This is a genomic window from Staphylococcus sp. AtDRG32 (assembly GCF_004365845.1).
Classification (GTDB): domain Bacteria; phylum Bacillota; class Bacilli; order Staphylococcales; family Staphylococcaceae; genus Staphylococcus; species Staphylococcus hominis.
This window is the reverse complement of sequence record NZ_SODE01000001.1, coordinates 670,808-692,046: the sequence shown is the minus strand read 5'-3', so window position 1 is coordinate 692,046 and position 21,239 is coordinate 670,808. Positions and strand designations below refer to the sequence as shown.

15 protein-coding genes are annotated in these 21,239 nt (G+C 31.4%); 12 read left to right on the top strand and 3 right to left on the bottom strand.

Going from position 1 to position 21,239, the window contains the following annotated elements; genetic code table 11:
- Positions 1-78: 78 nt before the first annotated feature.
- From BDW25_RS03290 to BDW25_RS03260, 7 genes are all read left to right on the top strand, one after another.
- A complete protein-coding gene (locus BDW25_RS03290) occupies positions 79-654 on the top strand; it encodes a TVP38/TMEM64 family protein (protein ID WP_037555865.1) in 576 nt (191 codons plus the stop codon).
- 4 nt (positions 655-658) lie between these two features.
- Positions 659-1,183, top strand: a complete 525-nt coding sequence (gene lepB, locus BDW25_RS03285) for a signal peptidase I (protein ID WP_103288103.1) — start codon at positions 659-661, stop codon at positions 1,181-1,183.
- 14 nt (positions 1,184-1,197) lie between these two features.
- On the top strand, positions 1,198-1,764 hold the full coding sequence (gene lepB / locus BDW25_RS03280; protein ID WP_002448121.1) for a signal peptidase I: 567 nt from the start codon (positions 1,198-1,200) through the stop codon (positions 1,762-1,764).
- 127 nt (positions 1,765-1,891) lie between these two features.
- Complete coding sequence (gene addB, locus BDW25_RS03275) at positions 1,892-5,380, top strand: helicase-exonuclease AddAB subunit AddB (RefSeq protein ID WP_049432164.1); 3,489 nt, start codon at positions 1,892-1,894, stop codon at positions 5,378-5,380.
- Complete coding sequence (gene addA, locus BDW25_RS03270) at positions 5,373-9,038, top strand: helicase-exonuclease AddAB subunit AddA (protein ID WP_133944830.1); 3,666 nt, start codon at positions 5,373-5,375, stop codon at positions 9,036-9,038. Before addB ends, addA begins: the two co-directional genes overlap by 8 nt.
- A 126-nt stretch (positions 9,039-9,164) precedes the next feature.
- Entirely contained in the window at positions 9,165-10,070 is a 906-nt protein-coding gene (locus BDW25_RS03265) for a fumarylacetoacetate hydrolase family protein (RefSeq protein WP_002448089.1), read from the top strand.
- A gap of 126 nt (positions 10,071-10,196) precedes the next feature.
- A complete protein-coding gene (locus BDW25_RS03260; RefSeq protein WP_002448252.1) occupies positions 10,197-10,598 on the top strand; it encodes a YisL family protein in 402 nt (133 codons plus the stop codon).
- Between the two features lie 40 nt (positions 10,599-10,638).
- Here the strand turns inward: BDW25_RS03260 and BDW25_RS03255 are convergent, their stop codons facing one another.
- Positions 10,639-11,961 (bottom strand): CoA-disulfide reductase, encoded by a 1,323-nt coding sequence (locus BDW25_RS03255; protein WP_002488331.1) that lies wholly within the window; start codon positions 11,959-11,961, stop codon positions 10,639-10,641.
- A gap of 82 nt (positions 11,962-12,043) precedes the next feature.
- Complete coding sequence (locus BDW25_RS03250; protein ID WP_002455535.1) at positions 12,044-12,865, bottom strand: Cof-type HAD-IIB family hydrolase; 822 nt, start codon at positions 12,863-12,865, stop codon at positions 12,044-12,046.
- Between the two features lie 119 nt (positions 12,866-12,984).
- On the opposite strand from BDW25_RS03250, the gene BDW25_RS03245 reads away from it, so the two are divergent.
- The 3 genes from BDW25_RS03245 (at position 12,985) to clpB (ending at position 18,500) form a co-directional block, all read left to right on the top strand.
- The gene (locus BDW25_RS03245) at positions 12,985-13,293 is read left to right on the top strand and encodes a metal-sulfur cluster assembly factor (RefSeq protein WP_002448080.1); all 309 of its coding nucleotides are present in this window, start codon (positions 12,985-12,987) and stop codon (positions 13,291-13,293) included.
- A 484-nt stretch (positions 13,294-13,777) separates the two neighbouring features.
- Positions 13,778-15,592, top strand: a complete 1,815-nt coding sequence (locus BDW25_RS03240; protein ID WP_133944828.1) for an acyltransferase family protein — start codon at positions 13,778-13,780, stop codon at positions 15,590-15,592.
- A 298-nt stretch (positions 15,593-15,890) separates the two neighbouring features.
- The gene (clpB, locus tag BDW25_RS03235) at positions 15,891-18,500 is read left to right on the top strand and encodes an ATP-dependent chaperone ClpB (RefSeq protein WP_133944826.1); all 2,610 of its coding nucleotides are present in this window, start codon (positions 15,891-15,893) and stop codon (positions 18,498-18,500) included.
- Between the two features lie 101 nt (positions 18,501-18,601).
- On the opposite strand, the gene BDW25_RS03230 is transcribed toward clpB, so the two are convergent.
- Positions 18,602-18,802 carry a DUF2929 family protein gene (locus BDW25_RS03230; RefSeq protein WP_002448243.1) on the bottom strand — a complete coding sequence of 67 codons (201 nt, stop codon included), beginning with the start codon at positions 18,800-18,802 and terminating at the stop codon, positions 18,602-18,604.
- Positions 18,803-19,026: 224 nt separating this feature from the next.
- Here BDW25_RS03230 and BDW25_RS03225 point away from each other — a divergent pair, with 224 nt between their 5' ends.
- A complete protein-coding gene (locus tag BDW25_RS03225; RefSeq protein WP_002448181.1) occupies positions 19,027-19,968 on the top strand; it encodes a beta-ketoacyl-ACP synthase III in 942 nt (313 codons plus the stop codon).
- A gap of 13 nt (positions 19,969-19,981) precedes the next feature.
- Positions 19,982-21,226 carry a beta-ketoacyl-ACP synthase II gene (fabF, locus tag BDW25_RS03220; protein WP_002448070.1) on the top strand — a complete coding sequence of 415 codons (1,245 nt, stop codon included), beginning with the start codon at positions 19,982-19,984 and terminating at the stop codon, positions 21,224-21,226.
- Positions 21,227-21,239 lie beyond the last annotated feature (13 nt).

The following is a 21,239-nucleotide window of genomic DNA, read 5'->3' as shown; positions in this document are numbered from 1 at the left end:
AGTTTTTTTAAGAAAAGAGTGTAAAATAATTTTATACTCAATAGAGAATGATGAAATTTCAAGAAAGGATTTGATGATATAGTGTTTCATCAAATTGAACATTGGTTTAATGTGTTACAACAATTAGGATACTTTGCAGGTTTTATTATTCTCTATTTAAGAGCTATAATTCCTGTTTTTCCTTTAACTCTCTATGTCATCTTAAATGTTCATATTTATGGTTTTATTACAGGAACTATTATTAGTTGGTTAGGGATCGTCGCTGGAACATTTACTGTATTTTATTTTTGTAGGAAATTCGTTGATACATCTTTTATGCAAAGAGTTAAAGCAAAAAAAGGTGTGAAAAAACTCACACATTTTATAGATAAACAAGGACTTGTTCCTATTTTTATATTAATGTGTTTTCCATTTACACCTAATACAGTAGTGAACTTTGTAGCTAGTTTTTCTCATATTAAAATGAAGAATTATTTTATTATTTTATTATTTTCAAAGCTTATTTCCATATCATTTTTAGCGGTGATGGGTAGAGAAGTGACTACATTTTTAACTCATCCTATAAGAGCAATTATTTTAATTATTGTTACTATAGTCATATGGTTTATTGGAAAAAGAGTTGAAAAACATTTTATGGGAACACATGAGGAGTGACATTTTGCGTCAAATTATAAGTACAAGTATATCCATTATTTTAGCAATTATTTTCGTGATGTTTATTCAAATTTTTTTACTAAGAAGCGCAATTGTTCATACTAATGAAATGGCCCCCACTCTAAATAAAAATGATTATATAATGATTAATAAATTGAAAGTGACATTTAATTTATTAAATGAAGGGGATATTATTATGTATCGGCATCATAATCAAATTCATTTTAGCCGTATTATTGGGAAAGCAGGCGAATCGATAGAAATAAGGCATGGTAAATTATATAAAGATGATAGACAAGTGAATAAATATTATGCTAAAAATAGAGATATTAATGATTTCGCATTACGAGATTTAGAAAATACTGATGGGGATATTATTCCACCTGACTCATTTTTAGTGTTGAATGATCATAGTAATACATTAACTGATTCGAGAAGATATGGATTAATTAAAAAAAGTGATGTTATAGGAAATGTATGTCTAAGATATTATCCTTTTAGATCATTCAACTATGAGTTTAATAAATAGATGAGGTGTTATATTTGAAAAAAGAAATAACAGAATGGATTGTTGCGATAGCTGTAGGTTTATTGCTCGTATGGCTTGTAGTCACTTTTGTTGCCAAATCCTATACAATAAAAGGTGACTCAATGGATCCAACATTAAAAGATGGGCAACATGTGATGGTTAACATTTTAGGTTATAAGGTAGGAAACATAAAAAAAGGAAATGTTATTGTCTTCCATGCTAATCAATCTGATGACTATGTTAAAAGAGTAATAGGCGTACCAGGAGATAGTGTGACATATAAAAAAGATCAGCTATATATTAATGGGAAAAAGGTAAATGAGCCTTACTTAGACTATAATGAAAAACATAAACAAGGAGAGTACATTACAGGATCTTTTGAAACTAAGGATCTTCTTAATGCTCATCCTAACTCTAACGTTATTCCTAAAAATAAATACTTAGTATTAGGAGATAACCGTGAAGTTAGTAAAGATAGTAGAGCGTTTGGATTAATAGATAAACAACAAATCGTCGGTAAAGTATCATTTAGATTTTGGCCATTAAATAATTTTAAATTTAATTTTAATCCAGATAAGTAGGATATCAATTTAAAATAAAAGTAGAATGTCAATTCAGGTGAATTCGCATTCTACTTTTATTTTATCTACTTTACTTTTTAAGAACGTATGTTCCGTGGTAAAATGAGTTTAAAGGAGCGTGTAGATAATGGAATTAAATACATATCTTGGAAGAGCTGGTACCGGTAAATCGTATCATATGATTAAAAATATTAAACAACAAATGAAAGAAAATCCTCTTGGAGATCCTATCATTTTAATTGCACCTACCCAAAGTACGTTTCAATTGGAGCAATCTTTCGTAAATGATCGAGAGTTAAATGGGAGTTTAAGAACGGAAGTTTTACATTTTGAGCGTTTGAGCTATAGAATCTTTCAAGAACTCGGAGGATTAACTGAAACACGTTTAACTAAAGCAGCTATTGAAATGATGATATTCAATATCGTTCAACAACACAAATCAGAAATGAAATTATATCAATCTCAAGCAGATTATTATGGTTTTAGTGAAAAATTAAGTGAACAAATCCAAGATTTTAAGAAATATTCTGTAACACCTCATCAACTTGACTTATTTTTAGAAGATAATGAATTACAAACAAGAACCCGACATAAACTAGAAGATATTTCGCTTATTTATCATTATTTTGAAGAACGATTAAATGGAGAATTTATTACCACTGAAGACAGTCTTAATTATTTTATTGAAATAATGCACAAATCTGAGTGGATTAAGCATGCTGATATTTATATAGATGGATTTTATAACTTTTCAACGCTTGAATATCAAATTATTAAAGCATTAGTACAAAATGCTAAACAAGTTACTATATTATTAACTACAGATGGTAATGAAGATCACTTTAGTATGTTTAGAAAACCTTCTGACGTACTTATTCACTTAAAAGAAATTGCAAATGAATTACATATACCTTTAAATGAACATTATTTTACAACACCATATCGTTTCAAAAATAAGGATTTATTACAATTAGAACAACAATTTGACGCACTTCAAGTTAATCCAACTCAATCCCATGGTTATATTGATTTACTTGAGTCATCGAATATGAGAGAAGAAGTTAATGAAATAGCACGACGTATTATTAAAGATACACGTGATAAACACTTTAGATATCAAGATATTGCAATTTTATATAGAGATGAAACATATGCCTATCTATTTGAATCTATTTTGCCACAATATGATATTCCTTATAATATTGATACTAAAAAATCGATGACACATCATCCTATAATGGAAATGATACGTTCTTTATTAGAAGTTATCCAAAGTAATATGGGACTTAGTCCAATGATGAGACTATTTAAAACCAATATTTTATCTAATCAATTTAAAAATAGTAGTTACTTAATTGATCTATTAGAAAACTTTGTCATTGAACGAGGTATTTACGGTAAAAAATGGTTAGATGATAAATTGTTTAATATCGATAATTTTACAAAAATGGGACGTAAAGCGCATCAATTAACTGAAGAAGAAAAAGAAGCATTTGAAGACGTCGTACGCTTAAAGGATGATGTTGTAAATAAAATACTTCGTTTTGAGAAAGCCATGCTTCACTCTAAAAATGTTAGAGATTATGCAACTGCATTTTATGAAACAATGGAAGCTTTTGATTTGCCTAAATATTTAATGGCCCACCGTGATGAACTAGACTTAAAAGGAGACCATGAGAAAGCAGAAGAAATTGACCAATTATGGAATGGATTAATACAAATATTAGATGATTTAGTCACAGTATTTGAAGAAGAAGAAATGAGTTTAAATCGATTCTTAGAAGTATTTGACATTGGACTTGAGCAACTTGAATTTGTAATGATTCCTCAAACATTGGATCAAGTTAGCATAGGGACTATGGATTTAGCAAAAGTTGATAATAAAAAACACGTTTATATGGTTGGGATGAATGATGGAGTGATGCCACAGCCCTTGTCATCTTCAAGCTTAATCACTGATGAAGAAAAACGTTTGTTAGAGGAACGGGGAAGTGTTGAATTAAGTCCAACCTCTGATATCTTACAAATGGATGAAGCATTTGTATGCTACATTGCTATGACACGTGCATGTGAACAAATGACTTTTTCATATAGTCTTATGGGGATGCAAGGAGATGAAAAAGAGAAAAGTCCATTTTTAAATCAGATTCAAGCACTGTTCAGTAATTTGGATATCAAAAATATTCATTATCTTCATCATGCTTATCCTCTTACATTAATGGAACATCCACATCAAACTAAAATTCATTTATTTGAAGCATTGAAATCGTGGTTGGAAGAAGAAGCGGTAGCAGATACGTGGCTTGATGCTTATAAAGTTATAAGTGAAAATGAAGAATTAAATGACAGTATAAACTATTTATCAACAGCTTTAACATATGATAATGAAACCATTCAACTCACACCACAATTGTCAGAAGCATTATATGGAACGTCTATTAATGCTAGTGTTTCACGATTTGAAGGTTATAATGATTGCCCATTCCAACATTATGCTACTTACGGCCTTCGTCTAAATGAACGTACCAAATATCAACTTGAAAGTTTTGATTTAGGTAATATTTTTCATAATGCTTTAAAATATATTTCGGATAAAGTAAATGGAGAATTTAGTCAATTAGATAATCAGAAAATCCATGCACTTACTGAAGAAGCTCTACAACATGTCTTACCACAAGTGCAATTTAATTTAATGGATTCCAATGCATATTATCGTTATGTATCTAAACGTATAGGTGTCATTGTTGAAAGTACGTTAAAGGCACTTCGTTATCAAAATGAGAATACAAAATTTAGACCAAAACGTTTTGAAACTGCTTTTAGAAAGAAACCAAGAACGGAAGAAGAGTTGATTGCACATCCCTTAATGACGACACAAGGGATACCGATTCATATTCGTGGACAAATTGATCGTATCGATGCTTATACAAAAAATAATACAAGTTTTGTAAATATTATAGATTATAAATCATCTAATCATAGCGCCAATTTAAATTTGAAAAAAGTTTATTATGGTAAACAGATGCAAATGATGACGTATATGGATATCGTATTACAAAATTCAGAGCGGCTTGGTTTAAGTTCAGAGGTTAAACCAGGCGGATTGTTATATTTCCACATTCATGATGAACGTTTGAAATTTGAAAAATGGGGCGATTTAACTGAAGAGGCATTGAATAAGGAAAATATTAATCAAGCTATTCTAAAAGAATATAAATTAAAAGGATTAATCAATAGTGATGCTGAAGTTATAGATGCTATGGATATAAGACTTAACGAGATATCTAAATCAGATATTGTACCCGTGACATTAAAAAAAGATGGAGGTATTAGTGCACGGGGAAGCCAAGTTGCTGATGAAACAACGATTCATAAATTTATTCAACACAATAAAAATAATTTTATTGAGACTGCTTCAAATATTATGGATGGTCACACAGAAGTAGCTCCACTTAAATTTGAAGACAAATTACCATGTGAATTTTGTAGTTTCCAGTCAGTATGTCACGTAGATAGTCTTATTGATAGTAAACATTATCGCCATGTAGATGAATCGATTAATCCAATTCAAGCAATTCAAGAGGTCGAATTAGAAAGCGGTGAGGACAATGAATAATATTCCAGTAAAACCTAAAGATGCACAATGGACGGATGCACAATGGAACAGTATATATGCAAAAGGGCAAGATATACTAGTTGCAGCAGCTGCTGGCTCGGGAAAAACAGCTGTTCTAGTTGAACGCATTATTCAAAAAATCTTAAAAGATGAAGTAGATGTTGATAAATTACTTGTAGTGACATTTACGAACTTAAGTGCTAGAGAGATGAAACATCGTGTAGAACAACGTATTCAACAAGCTTCATTAGAGGATCCTAAGAATGAACACTTAAAAAGTCAACGTATAAAAATACATCAGGCTCAAATTTCTACACTGCATAGTTTTTGTTTAAAAGTGATTCAACAACATTATGATGTTATCCAACTAGACCCTAATTTTAGAACGATTAGTGAAGTTGAAAATGTACTTTTATTAGAGCAATCAATTGATGAAGTACTAGAACATCATTATGAAGATCCTGATATTGAATTTTTGACTTTAGTCGAACAACTATCAAATGATAGAAATGACGATAGATTTAGAGAAATTTTAAAACGATTTTATTATTTTAGTATAGCTAATCCTTCACCATTTAAATGGTTAGATTCATTAGTCGATCCTTACGAGAATGATGAGAAGCAACAAGACTACCTTAAAGAATTAAAAATACTAGCAGAAATATATATGAAAGCAGCATTTGACTCACTTCTTGAAGCAGAAAATCTTTTATCCCATTGTAATGCTGTTGAAAAACATTTAGAAGTTGTCCAAAGAGAGAAAATGATATGCCAAAGAATATTAGAAGATGGTGTTTTGAATAGAGATGCACTTCTTAATCATACACCTGAAAAGTTTCCACAAATGTCATCAAAAATAAAAAAAGAAAATGAAGATTTAGAGACACTTGAAGATATTAAATCTTTCTATAAAGAATATAATGAAACCATTCAAAATGTAAAAAATAAATATTTAATGCGTTCAGTAGATGAACTTAAAGACGATATGAAACAGTTAGCGCCTCGGATAAAATATTTAGTTCAAATCATTAAAGATATCATTAATGATTTTGCTAAGAAAAAACGTAGTAGAAATGTACTAGATTTTGCAGATTATGAACATTTTGCCTTACAAATATTAACAGATGAAAACGGGACGCCTTCTACTATCGCTAAAGAGTATCGTCATCAATTTGAAGAAATACTTATTGATGAATATCAAGATACCAATCAGGTACAAGAGGCAATTATATCTACTATCAAACGTGGTGATGAATTAGATGGCAACTTATTTATGGTGGGAGATGTAAAGCAATCTATTTATAAGTTTAGACAAGCGGATCCTACATTGTTTATGAGTAAATATCATCGATTCACTAAAGAAGGGCAACAAACAGGACTTCGAATTGACTTATCTAATAACTTCCGCTCAAGAAAGGAAGTACTTTCAACGACTAATTATCTTTTTGATCATATGATGGATGAATCGGTTGGAGAAATTAATTATGATGCCGATGCACGTTTATATTTCGGAGCTCATTATTATCCAGAAAAAGCAATGCCACTCGAATTACATGCACTTATTAAATCTGAAAATGAGGACATAGATTTAGATAGACAGGAACAAGAAGCATATTATGTAGTTGAACAAGTAAAACATATCCTTGACAATAAACTCGTTTACGATGCGAAAAACAATGCCTATCGTAAAGCAACTTATAAAGATATTGTTATTTTAGAACGTGGAATGAGTAATGCTAGACGTTTGCAAAAAGTATTTAAAGATAATAATATTCCGTTCCATGTTAATAGTAAGGAAGGTTATTTTGAACAAACGGAAGTACGACTAGTACTATCGTTTCTTAGAACGATTGATAACCCATTGCAAGATATTTATCTAGTTGGGTTAATGCGCTCTGTTATTTATCAATTTACTGAAGATGAACTTGCTGAAATTCGAGTAGTCAGTTCAAACGATGATTACTTTTATCAATCAATTTTACACTATATAAAATATGATCAAGCTAACGCACAATTAGTTAATAAATTACGTCGTTTTATTGAAGATATACATTTATATCAAGATTATGGGCAAACACATCCTGTGTATCAGTTAATTGATAAGTTCTATAATGATCATTATGTCATTCAATATTTTAGTGGACTGATTGGTGGTAAAGGCAGACGCGCTAATCTTTTTGGATTGTTTAATAAAGCAATAGAATTTGAAAATTCTACGTTTAGAGGACTTTATCAATTTATAAGATTTATCGATGAATTGATAGAGCGTAAAAAAGATTTTGGTGAAGAAAATGTGATAGGACCTAATGATAATGTAGTTCGAATGATGACAATTCATAGTAGTAAAGGTTTAGAGTTTCCATATGTTATTTATTCTGGTCTTTCTAAGAATTTTAATAAAGAAGATATTCGGAAACCTTTAGTATTAAATCAAAAATATGGTTTAGGAATGGAGTACTATGATTTAACAGACAATATTTCTTATCCATCACTTTCATCTGTAGTTGTTAAATCATTAACAGAAAAAGAATTGATTTCTGAAGAGATGCGTTTAATGTATGTGGCATTAACTCGTGCAAAAGAACAGCTCATTCTAATCGGAACGGTAGATAAAGAAGAAAAGTTAAGAAAGTATGAACGTTTGCCTATTTCAAATCAACTCATTGCACTTCATAAAAGATTATCAGTAGAACGACCTTTTAATCTGGTATATAGTATTTTAGCGAAACACTTATCTCAATCTATCACATCTGATTATCAATTTGAGACATCTATCAATCAATTAGATGACAGTTTGAAACCATATGTAGATTTGAAAATTATTCATTTCGATGAATTATCTTTAATAAGCGATTCAAATGAGACATTACATCGAACTATCAATGATATTGAAGAAGAGGCTCCGAATAATAAAGAAAACGAACAACAAATGATTCATCAATTAACGTTTAAGTATCCATTTATAAAAAATACTCAAAAGCCATCAAAACAATCTGTATCTGAATTAAAACGTCAATTAGAAACTAAAGAAGATGGAACAAGTTACGATAGAGTAAGACAATATCGCATTGGTGCTTATACTTATGAACGTCCTAAATTCTTAAGACAAGAAAGAAAACGTAAAGCTAATGAAATTGGTACATTGATGCATACCGTTATGCAGCATCTTCCATTTAGAGAACAACGATTAACTGAAACAGAGTTAGATGACTATATTCATATGTTAATTGATCAACACATTATTGAAGAAGACGCTAAAAAAGATATCCAATTTGAAAGAATTATGGAATTTATTCGTAGTGACTTATATATGAAAATTGCACAAGCTGATGAAGTATACAGAGAGTTACCATTTGTAGTTAACCAAGCACGTGTAGATGAAATACCAGATTTAGATGAAGATGTCTCCATTATCCAAGGTATGATTGATTTGATTTTTATTAAAGATAACCAATATTATTTTGTAGATTACAAAACAGACGCTTTTAATCGAAGAAGAGGGATGACGGATCAAGAAATTGGAATACAATTACGTGATAAGTATAAAATTCAAATGAAATATTACAAAAACACCTTAGAAACAATACTAAATAAAAGAGTGCACGGCTATTTATATTTCTTCCAATTCGGTGAAATGAGCATTGAAGATGGTTTATAATATCAATCTTATTTTATTTTAGAAAAGATGCGCCAAATTTCTAAAATTTCAGACATATATATTTGTTATTTATTAATAATTAAAGTTATAATATGAAATAAGATATAGATGAGGAGTTGATAATGAATGAAATTTTTATCATTCAAATACAATAACGCTGAATCATATGGCGTTAAAGTAAAGCGTGAAGACGCTGTATGGGATTTAAAACAAATTTTTGCTGAATTTGGTGAAGGAGACTTCCATCCACAAACGTTACTTGAAGGTTTACAACAAAATCAAACACTCGATTTCCAAGAACAAGTACGTAAAGCAGTAGTAGCTGTTGAAAATAGTGGAAAAGCAGATCAGTATAAATTCTCATTTAATGATATTGAATTTTTACCTCCTGTAACACCACCGAACAATGTTATTGCTTTTGGCCGTAACTATAAAGATCATGCTTCTGAGTTAAATCATGAAGTGCAACGTTTATATGTGTTCACTAAAGCAGCTTCTTCTTTAACTGGTGATAACGCAACAATTCCAAATCATAAAGATATTACAGATCAGTTAGATTACGAAGGTGAATTAGGTATTGTTATCGGTAAACATGGCGAAAAGATTCCTAAAGGCTTAGCACTAGATTATGTTTATGGCTATACCATTATTAACGATATTACAGACCGCACTGCTCAAAATGCACAAGATCAAGCATTCTTATCTAAAAGTTTAACAGGTGGTTGCCCAATGGGACCATATATTGTTACTAAAGATGAATTACCTACTCCAGAAAATGTTAATATTGTCACTAAAGTAAATAATGAAATTCGCCAAGATGGAAATACTAGTCAAATGATTAATAAAATTGATGACTTAATTCAAGAAATTTCTAAATATGTTGCTTTACATCCAGGCGATATCATTGCAACCGGTACCCCAGCGGGTGTAGGAGCTGGATTACAACCACCAAAATTCTTACAACCAGGTGATGAAGTTAAAGTCACTATTGATAACATTGGTACTTTGACAACTTATATTGCCAAACAATAATGCTAGTTATGTTTAAAGCGAGAGAAGCTAATGCTTCTCTTCTTTTTTAATTTTAATACTTAAAAAGTGAAAATGTGTTATGATAATTGAAAGAAAGTGATTATAAATATTGGAGGTAATCAAGTCTTGTTACATATGCATATTGTGAGTTGGGTTTTAACCATTGTGTTATACATTATTGCATTTTTACACATTTCAAAATCACAAGGACCAACACCAACTTTTAAATCATTACATATGGGGCTTAGAGTCTTTATGCTCCTTACATTATTCTCAGGATTCTGGGAATTAATTGAAGAGTTTATGGCAGCGAGTCATGGTGAGGGTGGCAACCACATGCTTCTTACTTTAAAAATGTTATGTGGCTTAGGTGTTGTTGCTTTAATGGAAGTATCATTAGCTAAAAGAAAAAAACATGCACCTAGTCATGGCTTATTTTGGGCAACAATTATTTTAATTATTATTACTATGGCTCTTGGAATTATCTTACCATGGGGCCCATTATCTAAAATGTTCGGTTTAAGTTAAGTAAAAAGAATCGTTTGAGTAGACACTCAAACGATTCTTTTTATATATTGCGTGCTTTGTAACCAATCATATTGATTAAATCTTTAGGATGACTATAAGGAGGCGCATAGGCAACTTCAAATTCAACCAATTCATCTACTGTAAGTTGATTCATCATAGCCATTGATAAAATATCAATGCGTTTATCGGCGCCTTGTTTTCCAACTGCTGCGGCGCGTAATAATCGTCTATTGTCTTTATTAAAATAGACACGTAAGTGTAGGGGTGTATTACCTGGGTAATATTCTGCGTGTGCACCAGACTTAATCTCAACCATCTCATAATTAAATAGACTTAATTCTTCAGGTTTTATTCCTACGCTCGCAAAAGTGTAGTCAAAAAATTTTACAATATTTGAACCAAGAAAACCTTTAAATGTAATATTTTTATTACCTGAGAGTTGTTCTGCTATAATATTTGCTGCACGATGAGCGCCCCAAGCTAAAGGTACTTGAGCATTCATATTTACATGGCGATAATGTGAGGTGATGACATCACCTAGAGCATAAATATCAGGTATATTTGTTTTAAAGCAATCATCAACAGGAATAAATCCTTTTTTATCTATATGAATATTTGATGAACGTAAAAATGATGAATTAGGATGAGTTCCTATCCCTTCAATAATAATATCGAAATCTTCACGTATACCAGATTTAAAATAAACAGTATGCGCTTGAATTGATTCAATTTCTTCATTTAATCTATATGAAATGTTTCTTTGATCAATTTCGCTAAAAATGGCTGCATTCATATCTTGGTCCATTAATTTATTGACTTTATCTGAACGATGAATCCATGTCACATCAAGACCACGTTGATAAAGATTTTCTAATACTTCTAATGAAATGTAACCAGCACCGACAACTAATGCTCGTTTAGCTTTATGACGAGTAATATATTGATCAATTTGGTCCATATCTTCTGCATTTCTTAGAGTGAAAGTAAAGTCATTGGTAAATCCAAGAGTATTCGCACTAGCACCAGGACTTAAAATTAATTTGTCATAAGTTTCATCGAATGTTTCGCCTGTTTGATGATTCAATACACGTACAACATGTTGTTGATCGTTGACTCCAATTACTTCATGATGTGTTTTAACTACAATATTTTTCTTCTCTTTAAAAACGTCTGGTGTAATAGGCAATATTTGATGACGATCAGAAACGAGATGTCCAATATAGTAAGGTAAACCACAATTAGCAAAACTCATATCTCGATCTTTTTCAAAAATGATAATGTCACTTTCTTTATCTAAGCGACGAATTTGACTCGCACATGTTGCGCCCCCAGCAACAGCACCAACTATAATTATTTTAGTCATACATATCCTCCATAACTAAGAAGTAAACAAGTGAGATACAATTATAATCTTTAGAATCTTACTTTAAGTACTCTCATTTTTATTATTGATAAGGTATTTCTAGTTTGAAAAATTCATTTAGGTAACGCCCAATTCCATCTTCGTTATTAGAATAAGTAATATGATTAGCGATATGTTTTAAATCATCTAAACCATTGTCCATAGCAATTCCGTATTGAGCATATTTAATCATTTCTAAATCATTATCTTCATCTCCAAATGCAATAATATTAGAAGAATCTATATTTAAATATGATTTAACATAGTCAATGCCACGAGCTTTACTAATACCTCGTTTTACGATTTCAATAACAGGAAAGGGTGCACCCCAACGACGATGTTCAATATTTTCAGCATAAAAACGAGTTAACATTTGTTTAATACGTGTGATATTCACTTCTTCAGCTTCCACTAATATGGAAGTTGGAGATTCATCAAGTTTTTCTAATAAATTGCCTGTTTGAATTTTAGGATTACCCATTGAAAAACCTTCAAATAACCGAGGATCATGATTATTGATAAAGACACTGTCTCTAACTTCAGCAATAATATTTGTAACATTAGCTTTTTGAAGTGCCTCTATAATACTTCTAGCGATATCTACATCTAATACCTCATGTTTGGTTTCAAAGTCATCTGCTTTTGGATGATGAACGTAGGCACCATTAAAATTAACAATAGGTGTATTCATATTAAGTTCATGATAATATATTTGGCTTGCACGATAAGGACGTCCAGTTGCAATCATTAAGTAATGACCTTGTTTTTGTAAAGAAGTTAAAACTTTTTTTGTATAATCACTAATTTCTTTATTATCATTTAATAATGTTCCATCTAAATCTAAACAAATTAAATAAGGTTTCATAAATATCTCCTTGCATTACGGTTCATAAATATTAGTTTATTTGTATCATAGCATTTTATTGGCGTTTTGTCGGATATTTGATATATTAGTGTAAAGATAATTATGGAGAGGTGATACTAATGGAAGAAGCATTAAAAGATAGTATCCTTGGCGCTTTGGAAATGGTAATTGACCCTGAATTAGGTATAGACATTGTTAATTTAGGTTTAGTATATAAAGTAAACGTTGATGATGAAGGATTATGTACTGTAGAAATGACACTTACATCTATGGGCTGTCCACTTGGACCACAAATCATCGATCAAATTAAGACAGTATTAGCCGAAATTCCAGAGATTCAAGATACAGAAGTTAATATTGTTTGGAATCCGCCATGGAATAAAGATATGATGTCTAGATATGCAAAAATCGCATTAGGCGTTGGATAAATTTAAGCGAGCTCGATAGCATTAATGTATGAAGCTATTTATTATGAAGCGCTAGATACAATATTTAATAGAGAGTAGGGGATGAATTTTTCTTCTACTCTCTTTTTTAATATATAAGAATGTGACAATTTTATTTTTAAATGAGTAAAAAAGAAATGACACAATTGTAATATAAATTGAATTTACTTCTAGGTTATACTACAATACATAAGACTTATATCTTAGGAAAAGTATAATTTTCAACAATTAAGAATTAATCAATGAAAATGAATTTATATTTTATTTAATTGTATATCAAGTTTTCAGTCAACTTAGTATAAAACACAGAATCATATTATACAGTGTATTAAATTCATAGACTATAGAATGACCAATCATACATATAAACTTCTATAATTAACTTTATTGTTATTCTGATTTTAGTGCTTTTATATCTAATGAATTTATTGAAAATTTATTATTTAATAGGGAAAGAATGTGAACAATGAAACAAAATTTAGAAAAGGGCGTGCATGATAAAACAAAAATGCGCTATATGCCTGGTTTAGATGGTCTAAGAGCAATTGCCGTATTAGGCATCGTTATATATCATTTGAATAGAAAGTGGCTAACTGGAGGTTTTATTGGTGTAGATACTTTCTTCGTTATTTCAGGATATTTAATTACAAGTTTACTTTTGAGAGAGTATGAAGAAAAAGGAATTATTAATCTTAAACAATTTTGGATTAGACGCATAAAACGTCTACTGCCAGCGGTGATAGCTTTATTAATAACAGTAGGTATTGCAACCTTATTATTTGAACCTCAACAAATTATTAGAGTTAAACATGATATTATTGCAGCGCTATTTTATGTTTCAAATTGGTGGTATATCGCTAAAGACGTTAACTATTTTGAACAATTTTCATTCATGCCTCTTAAACATTTATGGTCTCTTGCTATCGAAGAACAATTTTATTTATTTTTCCCATTCATTTTAGTGATATTATTACTTACGATTAAAAAATATCGTAATGTGACACTTATATTTTGGATAGTATCATTGGCCTCTTTATTAGAAATGGTCATTATATCACAACCAAATGTGGGATATTCGCGTGTTTATTTTGGTACAGATACTCGTTTACAAACATTATTATTAGGCGTCATATTGGCGTTTGTTTGGCCACCATTTAAATTAAAAGCTAATCCACCACAACGATTACGTCGTGCAATAGATGGAATTGGTATAGGTAGCCTACTTATCTTAATTATTTTATTCTTTACTGTTAACGACGATAGTGATTGGATATACAATGGTGGGTTTTATTTGATATCTTTAGTGACATTATTTGTTATTGTAAGTGTCGTTCACCCATCTACAATGATTGCTAAATTTCTAGGACATCCTTTGTTAGTGTATATCGGAAAACGTTCATATAGTTTATACTTATGGCATTTCGCCGTCATTAGTTTTCTACATATACATTTTGTTGATGGTCAATTACCAATATATGTATATATCTTAGATATACTATTAACTGTGGTGTTTGCGGAATTATCTTATCGTTATATTGAAACACCATTTAGACGTGAAGGGTTAAGCGCATTTTCTTTTGACCGATTACGTAGACCTAAATTTATAAGAACAATAGTTACTATCATAGCTGTGATTCCATTGCTATTAATATTTATGGGTGCATTTGATCGATTTGGAAAAGATGAAATTGCAAATAAAGCAAACAGTTTTAATACAAGTACTGCTGATAAATATTTAGTTAAAATGATGCCCGGTGAAAATATTAAGTTAAATGGACAAACAAGTAAGAGTGAGAATAAAGATAAAGTTTACACCAATATCAGCCCATTACTTATTGGCGATTCAGTTATGGTAGATATTGGTGAAGAATTTAAGTCTCAAGTTCCTAAAGCAACTATAGATGGTAAAGTAGGTCGCCATTTACAAGAAGCTTTGATAGTTGCAAATAATTATACTAATTATAATAAACCATCAAATCAAGTTGTATTAGAACTTGGTACAAATGGAGATTTTACTCAAGATGAGCTTGACCAACTTATTAGTAAATTTGGTAAAGCCAAAATATATTTAGTTAATACAAGGGTACCGAGAAGCTGGCAAGATAATGTAAATAAACAACTTTCAGACGCAGCTAAACGACATAAAAATGTTGTTTTAGTAGACTGGTATAAACGTTCTGCCGGTCATACTGAATATTTTGCATCTGATGGTGTGCACTTAGAACATAGTGGGGTACAAGCATTGTCGGACGAAATACTAAAAAATATGACTAAAAAATAAATAATTAAAAAGGATTAACTAGTTGAGGATGCTCACAAAGTTAATCCTTTTTTAACATTTATGAAAAAATTAAGGTAACAATGTTTAAATAGTAAGGTGATATGATAAATAATGAGTGAAACGTAAATAAATTGCTTGATATGATAGGATTTATTGAATTGTTAAAAAGATGAGTAAAAGTGTTGATTAATTAGCAAAGAAGGTCTATAATGTAATTAAGGTCAAAGAAAGTCAAAGTCAAAGTCAAACAAAGAAGTATTTGACCATACTCTTATACAAAAAGTAGGGGTGAATAAATTTGGATATCAATCAAATGACTTATAAAGTACAAGAAGCTTTGCAAAAAGCAATTGAATTAAGTAAAGAAAATGAATTACAAAATATTGAAATTGAAGCAATACTAAAAGGAACTTTAGAAGAAGACGAAAGCTTGTTTAAAAGTATTTTAGAACGTGCAAATATAGACACTGATCAATTAAATCAAGCGTATAGTGAAAAATTGAAACACTATCCATCAGTACAAGGAGATAATGTGCAATATGGACAATATATTGGCTCAAAAGCAAACGAATTATTAAATAAAGCTGAGTCATATATGAAAGAATATGAAGATGATTATATCTCAATGGAACATATTTTACGTGCTGCTATGGATATTGATGAAACAACACAACAATTTGTAGGAAATAAAGAAGAAGTAGTCAAAGAAATTATTACTAAAGTTAGAGGGGGAAATCATGTGACTTCACAAAATCCAGAAGTAAATTATGAAGCTTTAGAGAAATATGGTAGAGATTTAGTAGAAGAAGTTCGCCAAGGCAAAATGGATCCAGTTATTGGTAGAGATGAAGAAATCCGTAATACCATTCGAATTTTAAGCCGTAAAACTAAAAATAACCCAGTATTAATTGGAGAGCCTGGTGTAGGTAAAACTGCAATTGTAGAAGGATTAGCACAACGTATTGTGCGTAAAGATGTGCCAGAATCATTGCTAGATAAAACTATTTTCGAATTAGATTTAAGTGCATTAGTTGCAGGTGCAAAATTTAGAGGTGAATTTGAAGAACGTCTTAAAGCAGTACTTAAAGAAGTGAAAGAATCAAATGGACGTATTATCCTATTTATTGATGAAATTCACATGTTAGTTGGTGCTGGTAAAACAGATGGTGCAATGGATGCTGGTAATATGTTAAAACCAATGTTAGCTCGTGGTGAATTGCATTGTATTGGTGCTACAACATTGAATGAATATCGAGAATATATTGAAAAAGATTCAGCCTTAGAACGTCGATTCCAAAAAGTAGGTGTAAGTGAACCTGACGTAGAAGATACAATTTCAATCTTACGTGGTTTAAAAGAACGCTATGAAGTTTATCATGGTGTGCGTATTCAAGACCGTGCTTTAGTAGCAGCAGCAGAATTATCAGATCGTTATATTACTGATCGATTCTTACCAGATAAAGCAATTGATTTAGTCGACCAAGCATGTGCCACTATCCGAACAGAAATGGGATCAAATCCAACTGAATTAGACCAAGTTAATCGCCGTGTTATGCAATTAGAAATTGAAGAAAGTGCATTGAAAAATGAATCAGATAATGCAAGTAAACATCGATTAGAAGAATTACAAGAAGAACTTTCAAATGAAAAAGAAAAACAAACGTCATTACAATCTCGTGTAGAACAAGAAAAAGAAAAAATCGCGAAAGTTCAAGAAAAACGTGCTGAATTAGATCGTAGTCGTCAAGCTTTAGAAGATGCGCAAACAGAAAGTAATTATGAAAAAGCGGCAGAATTACAATATGGTACGATTCCACAATTAGAAAAAGAATTAAAAGAATACGAAGAAGCTTTCCATGATGAACAAGGCGATAATGAACGCATGATTCGCGAAGTTGTTTCTGATGAGGAAATTGGAGATATTGTAAGCCAATGGACAGGTATTCCAGTTTCTAAATTAGTCGAAACAGAAAGAGAAAAATTATTAAACTTAAGTGATATCTTACATGAACGTGTCGTAGGGCAAGATAAAGCGGTAGATCTTGTGTCAGATGCTGTAGTGAGAGCACGTGCAGGTATAAAAGATCCTAATCGTCCAATAGGTAGTTTCTTATTCTTAGGTCCAACTGGTGTAGGTAAAACAGAATTAGCTAAATCACTCGCTTCATCACTATTCGATTCTGAAAAACATATGATTCGTATTGACATGAGTGAATATATGGAAAAACATTCTGTTTCTAGATTAATTGGTGCGCCTCCTGGTTATGTAGGCCATGATGAAGGTGGTCAATTAACTGAAGCGGTAAGACGTAACCCATATTCAGTTATTCTACTCGACGAAGTTGAAAAAGCGCATAGTGATGTATTCAACGTGTTACTTCAAATTTTAGATGAAGGGCGTTTAACTGATTCTAAAGGTCGTAGCGTAGATTTCAAAAATACAATTATTATCATGACAAGTAATATCGGTTCACAAATATTATTAGAAAATGTTAAAGATTCTGGTGAAATTACTGAAAGCACTGAAAAAGCAGTTATGGATAGTTTACATGCATTCTTTAAACCAGAAATCTTAAACCGTATGGATGATATTGTATTATTTAAACCATTATCTATAAATGATATGAGTATGATTGTAGATAAAATTTTAACTCAATTAAATATTCGATTAATGGATCAACGTATTTCAATTGAAGTATCAGACGAAGCTAAAAAATGGTTAGGTGAAGAAGCATACGAACCACAATTTGGTGCTAGACCACTTAAACGTTTTGTACAACGTCAAATTGAAACACCACTCGCTCGTATGATGATTAAAGAAAATATGCCAGAAGGTACAAAAGTAAATGTTGATCTTAACGATAGTCAAGAATTAACATTTGATGTACAAAAACCTTTAGCTGAATAGTATATAAAAAGGCATTGGAAAGCAAAGCTTTCCAATGCCTTTTCTTATTATTAAACTTGTTAAGAGCATTATATTACTCCAAACACGTAATGCAATACCATTTAGACGTCTCTATTCCCTTTACGAGCGAAATCATTAGGTTTAATCATAGCACTTAAAATGGCAATAGCAATGGTAATGATGATTGCAATAATAATTGGTTTAATCACATCTAAACTACCGCCACCATTTAAACTATTAAGTACAAAGTTAACCATTTGTGTTAAGATTAACGCCCAAATAAAAGTTACGAGGTATTTCATATATATGACCTCCAATTTATATATATTATCATTTTAAAGTAAAGTGAATTATTTGTATAGTATTAGTAGAGAATGTATAAAAATTTGTACAATTTTTATATGAGTTATTGACTCGTGACTGTTTAACAAAATCGTTTAATAAAGTTTAACTACTTGAGTTAGATTTAAAAAGTATGTTAAATTAATACCTGGTATTAAAAAATGAAGTGAGAAGGTGTACGTTCATGAACGTAGGTATAAAAGGTTTTGGTGCTTATGCGCCTGAGAGAGTAGTCGATAACGCCTATTTTGAAGGTTTTTTAGATACGTCTGATGAATGGATTTCAAAAATGACTGGTATTAAAGAAAGACGTTGGTCTCGTGACGATCAAGATACGTCAGACTTAGCATATGAAGCAAGTAAGAAAGCAATTGAAGATGCTGGTATTAAACCAAATGATATAGATATGATTATTGTAGCTACAGCAACTGGAGATATGCCATTTCCATCTGTAGCTAATATACTACAAGAAAAATTAGGTACTGGTAAAGTGCCTACTATGGATCAACTTGCTGCATGCTCAGGTTTCATGTATTCAATGATTACTGCAAAACAATATGTTCAATCTGGAGACTATAAAAATATTCTAGTAGTGGGTGCGGATAAATTATCCAAAATCACTGACTTAACTGATCGTTCAACTGCTGTATTATTTGGAGATGGTGCAGGTGCAGTAGTCATTGGTGAAGTCTCAGAAGGACGAGGTATTATTAGCTATGAAATGGGCTCAGATGGGTCAGGTGGAAAATACTTATATTTAAATAAAGAGACTGGTAAACTAGTAATGAATGGACGCGAAGTTTTTAAATTCGCTGTAAGAATTATGGGCGAAGCGTCTACACGTGTAGTTGAAAAAGCTGGTTTAGAATCTGATGATATTGATATGTTTATACCACATCAAGCAAATATCAGAATTATGGAATCAGCACGTGAAAGATTGGGTATTGAAAGAGAAAAAATGAGTGTTTCAGTTAACCGTTTTGGAAACACGTCAGCTGCTTCGATTCCTTTAAGTATTCAACAAGAGTTAGAAAATGAAAGAATTAAAGATGATGACACTTTAGTACTCGTAGGTTTCGGTGGCGGCCTAACATGGGGCGCTATGGTAATCAAATGGGGTAAATAGGAGGATTTAATGTATGACTGAAAACAAAAGAGTGGTAATTACAGGTATGGGTGCATTATCACCTATTGGAAACGATGCCCAAACAAATTGGGAAAATGCCTTAAAAGGTGTCAATGGAATTGATACAATTACACGCGTTGATACTGAAGAATATAACGTTCACTTAGCAGGTGAATTAAAAGACTTTAATATTGAAGATCATATTTCGAAAAAAGATGCGCGTCGCATGGATCGTTTTACACAATATGCAGTAGTAGCGGCAAGACAAGCTGTAGAAGATGCTAATTTAACTATCAATGACGATAATGCTAATCGTATCGGTGTATGGATTGGTTCAGGTATTGGTGGAATGGAAACATTTGAAGTTGCACATACAATACTGAAGAATAAGGGACCAAGAAGAGTTAGTCCTTTCTTTGTTCCAATGCTTATTCCTGACATGGCTACTGGCCAAGTTTCAATTGATTTAGGTGCAAAAGGACCTAATGGTTCAACTGTTACTGCTTGCGCCACAGGTACAAATTCTATCGGTGAAGCATTTAAAATCATTCAAAGAGGTGCTGCTGATGCTATGATTACTGGGGGTACTGAAGCACCTATTACGCATATGGCACTTGCAGGATTCAGTGCAAGTCGTGCATTATCAACAAACGATGATAAAGAAACAGCTTGTCGTCCTTTCCAAGAAGGACGTGATGGATTTATCATGGGTGAAGGCGCTGGTATCTTAGTCATTGAATCATTAGAATCAGCACAAACACGTGGCGCACAAATTTACGCTGAAATTGTAGGATATGGTTCAACTGGAGATGCTTATCACATTACTGCACCAGCACCTGAAGGCGAAGGTGGTTCTCGTGCAATGCAAGCGGCTTTAGATGATGCAGGTATTGAAGCTAAAGATATTCAATACTTAAATGCACATGGTACAAGTACGCCAGTAGGTGACTTGTATGAAATTAAAGCGATTAAAAATACATTTGGAGATGCAGCTAAAAACTTAAAAATTAGTTCAACTAAATCGATGACAGGACATTTATTAGGTGCTACTGGGGGAATTGAAGCAATTTTCTCTGCATTATCTATTCGTGACTCTAAAGTTGCACCGACGATTCATGCAGATTCACCAGATCCAGAATGTGACTTAGATATTGTTCCTAATGAATCACAAGATTTAGAAATTGAATATGCAATGAGTAATAGTCTAGGTTTCGGTGGACATAACGCAGTATTAGTATTTAAAAAGTTTAAAGATTAAAAATTAAGTTAAG

Bases quoted from the DNA above. Each gene is read 5' to 3' on its own strand.
- addB (WP_049432164.1), top strand. From the start codon at position 1,892: ATGGAATTAAATACATATCTTGGAAGAGCTGGTACCGGTAAATCGTAT.
- addA (WP_133944830.1), top strand. From the start codon at position 5,373: ATGAATAATATTCCAGTAAAACCTAAAGATGCACAATGGACGGATGCA.
- BDW25_RS03265 (WP_002448089.1), top strand. From the start codon at position 9,165: ATGAAATTTTTATCATTCAAATACAATAACGCTGAATCATATGGCGTT.
- BDW25_RS03255 (WP_002488331.1), bottom strand. From the start codon at position 11,961: ATGACTAAAATAATTATAGTTGGTGCTGTTGCTGGGGGCGCAACATGT.
- BDW25_RS03250 (WP_002455535.1), bottom strand. From the start codon at position 12,865: ATGAAACCTTATTTAATTTGTTTAGATTTAGATGGAACATTATTAAAT.
- BDW25_RS03245 (WP_002448080.1), top strand. From the start codon at position 12,985: ATGGAAGAAGCATTAAAAGATAGTATCCTTGGCGCTTTGGAAATGGTA.
- BDW25_RS03240 (WP_133944828.1), top strand. From the start codon at position 13,778: ATGAAACAAAATTTAGAAAAGGGCGTGCATGATAAAACAAAAATGCGC.
- BDW25_RS03230 (WP_002448243.1), bottom strand. From the start codon at position 18,802: ATGAAATACCTCGTAACTTTTATTTGGGCGTTAATCTTAACACAAATG.
- BDW25_RS03225 (WP_002448181.1), top strand. From the start codon at position 19,027: ATGAACGTAGGTATAAAAGGTTTTGGTGCTTATGCGCCTGAGAGAGTA.
- fabF (WP_002448070.1), top strand. From the start codon at position 19,982: ATGACTGAAAACAAAAGAGTGGTAATTACAGGTATGGGTGCATTATCA.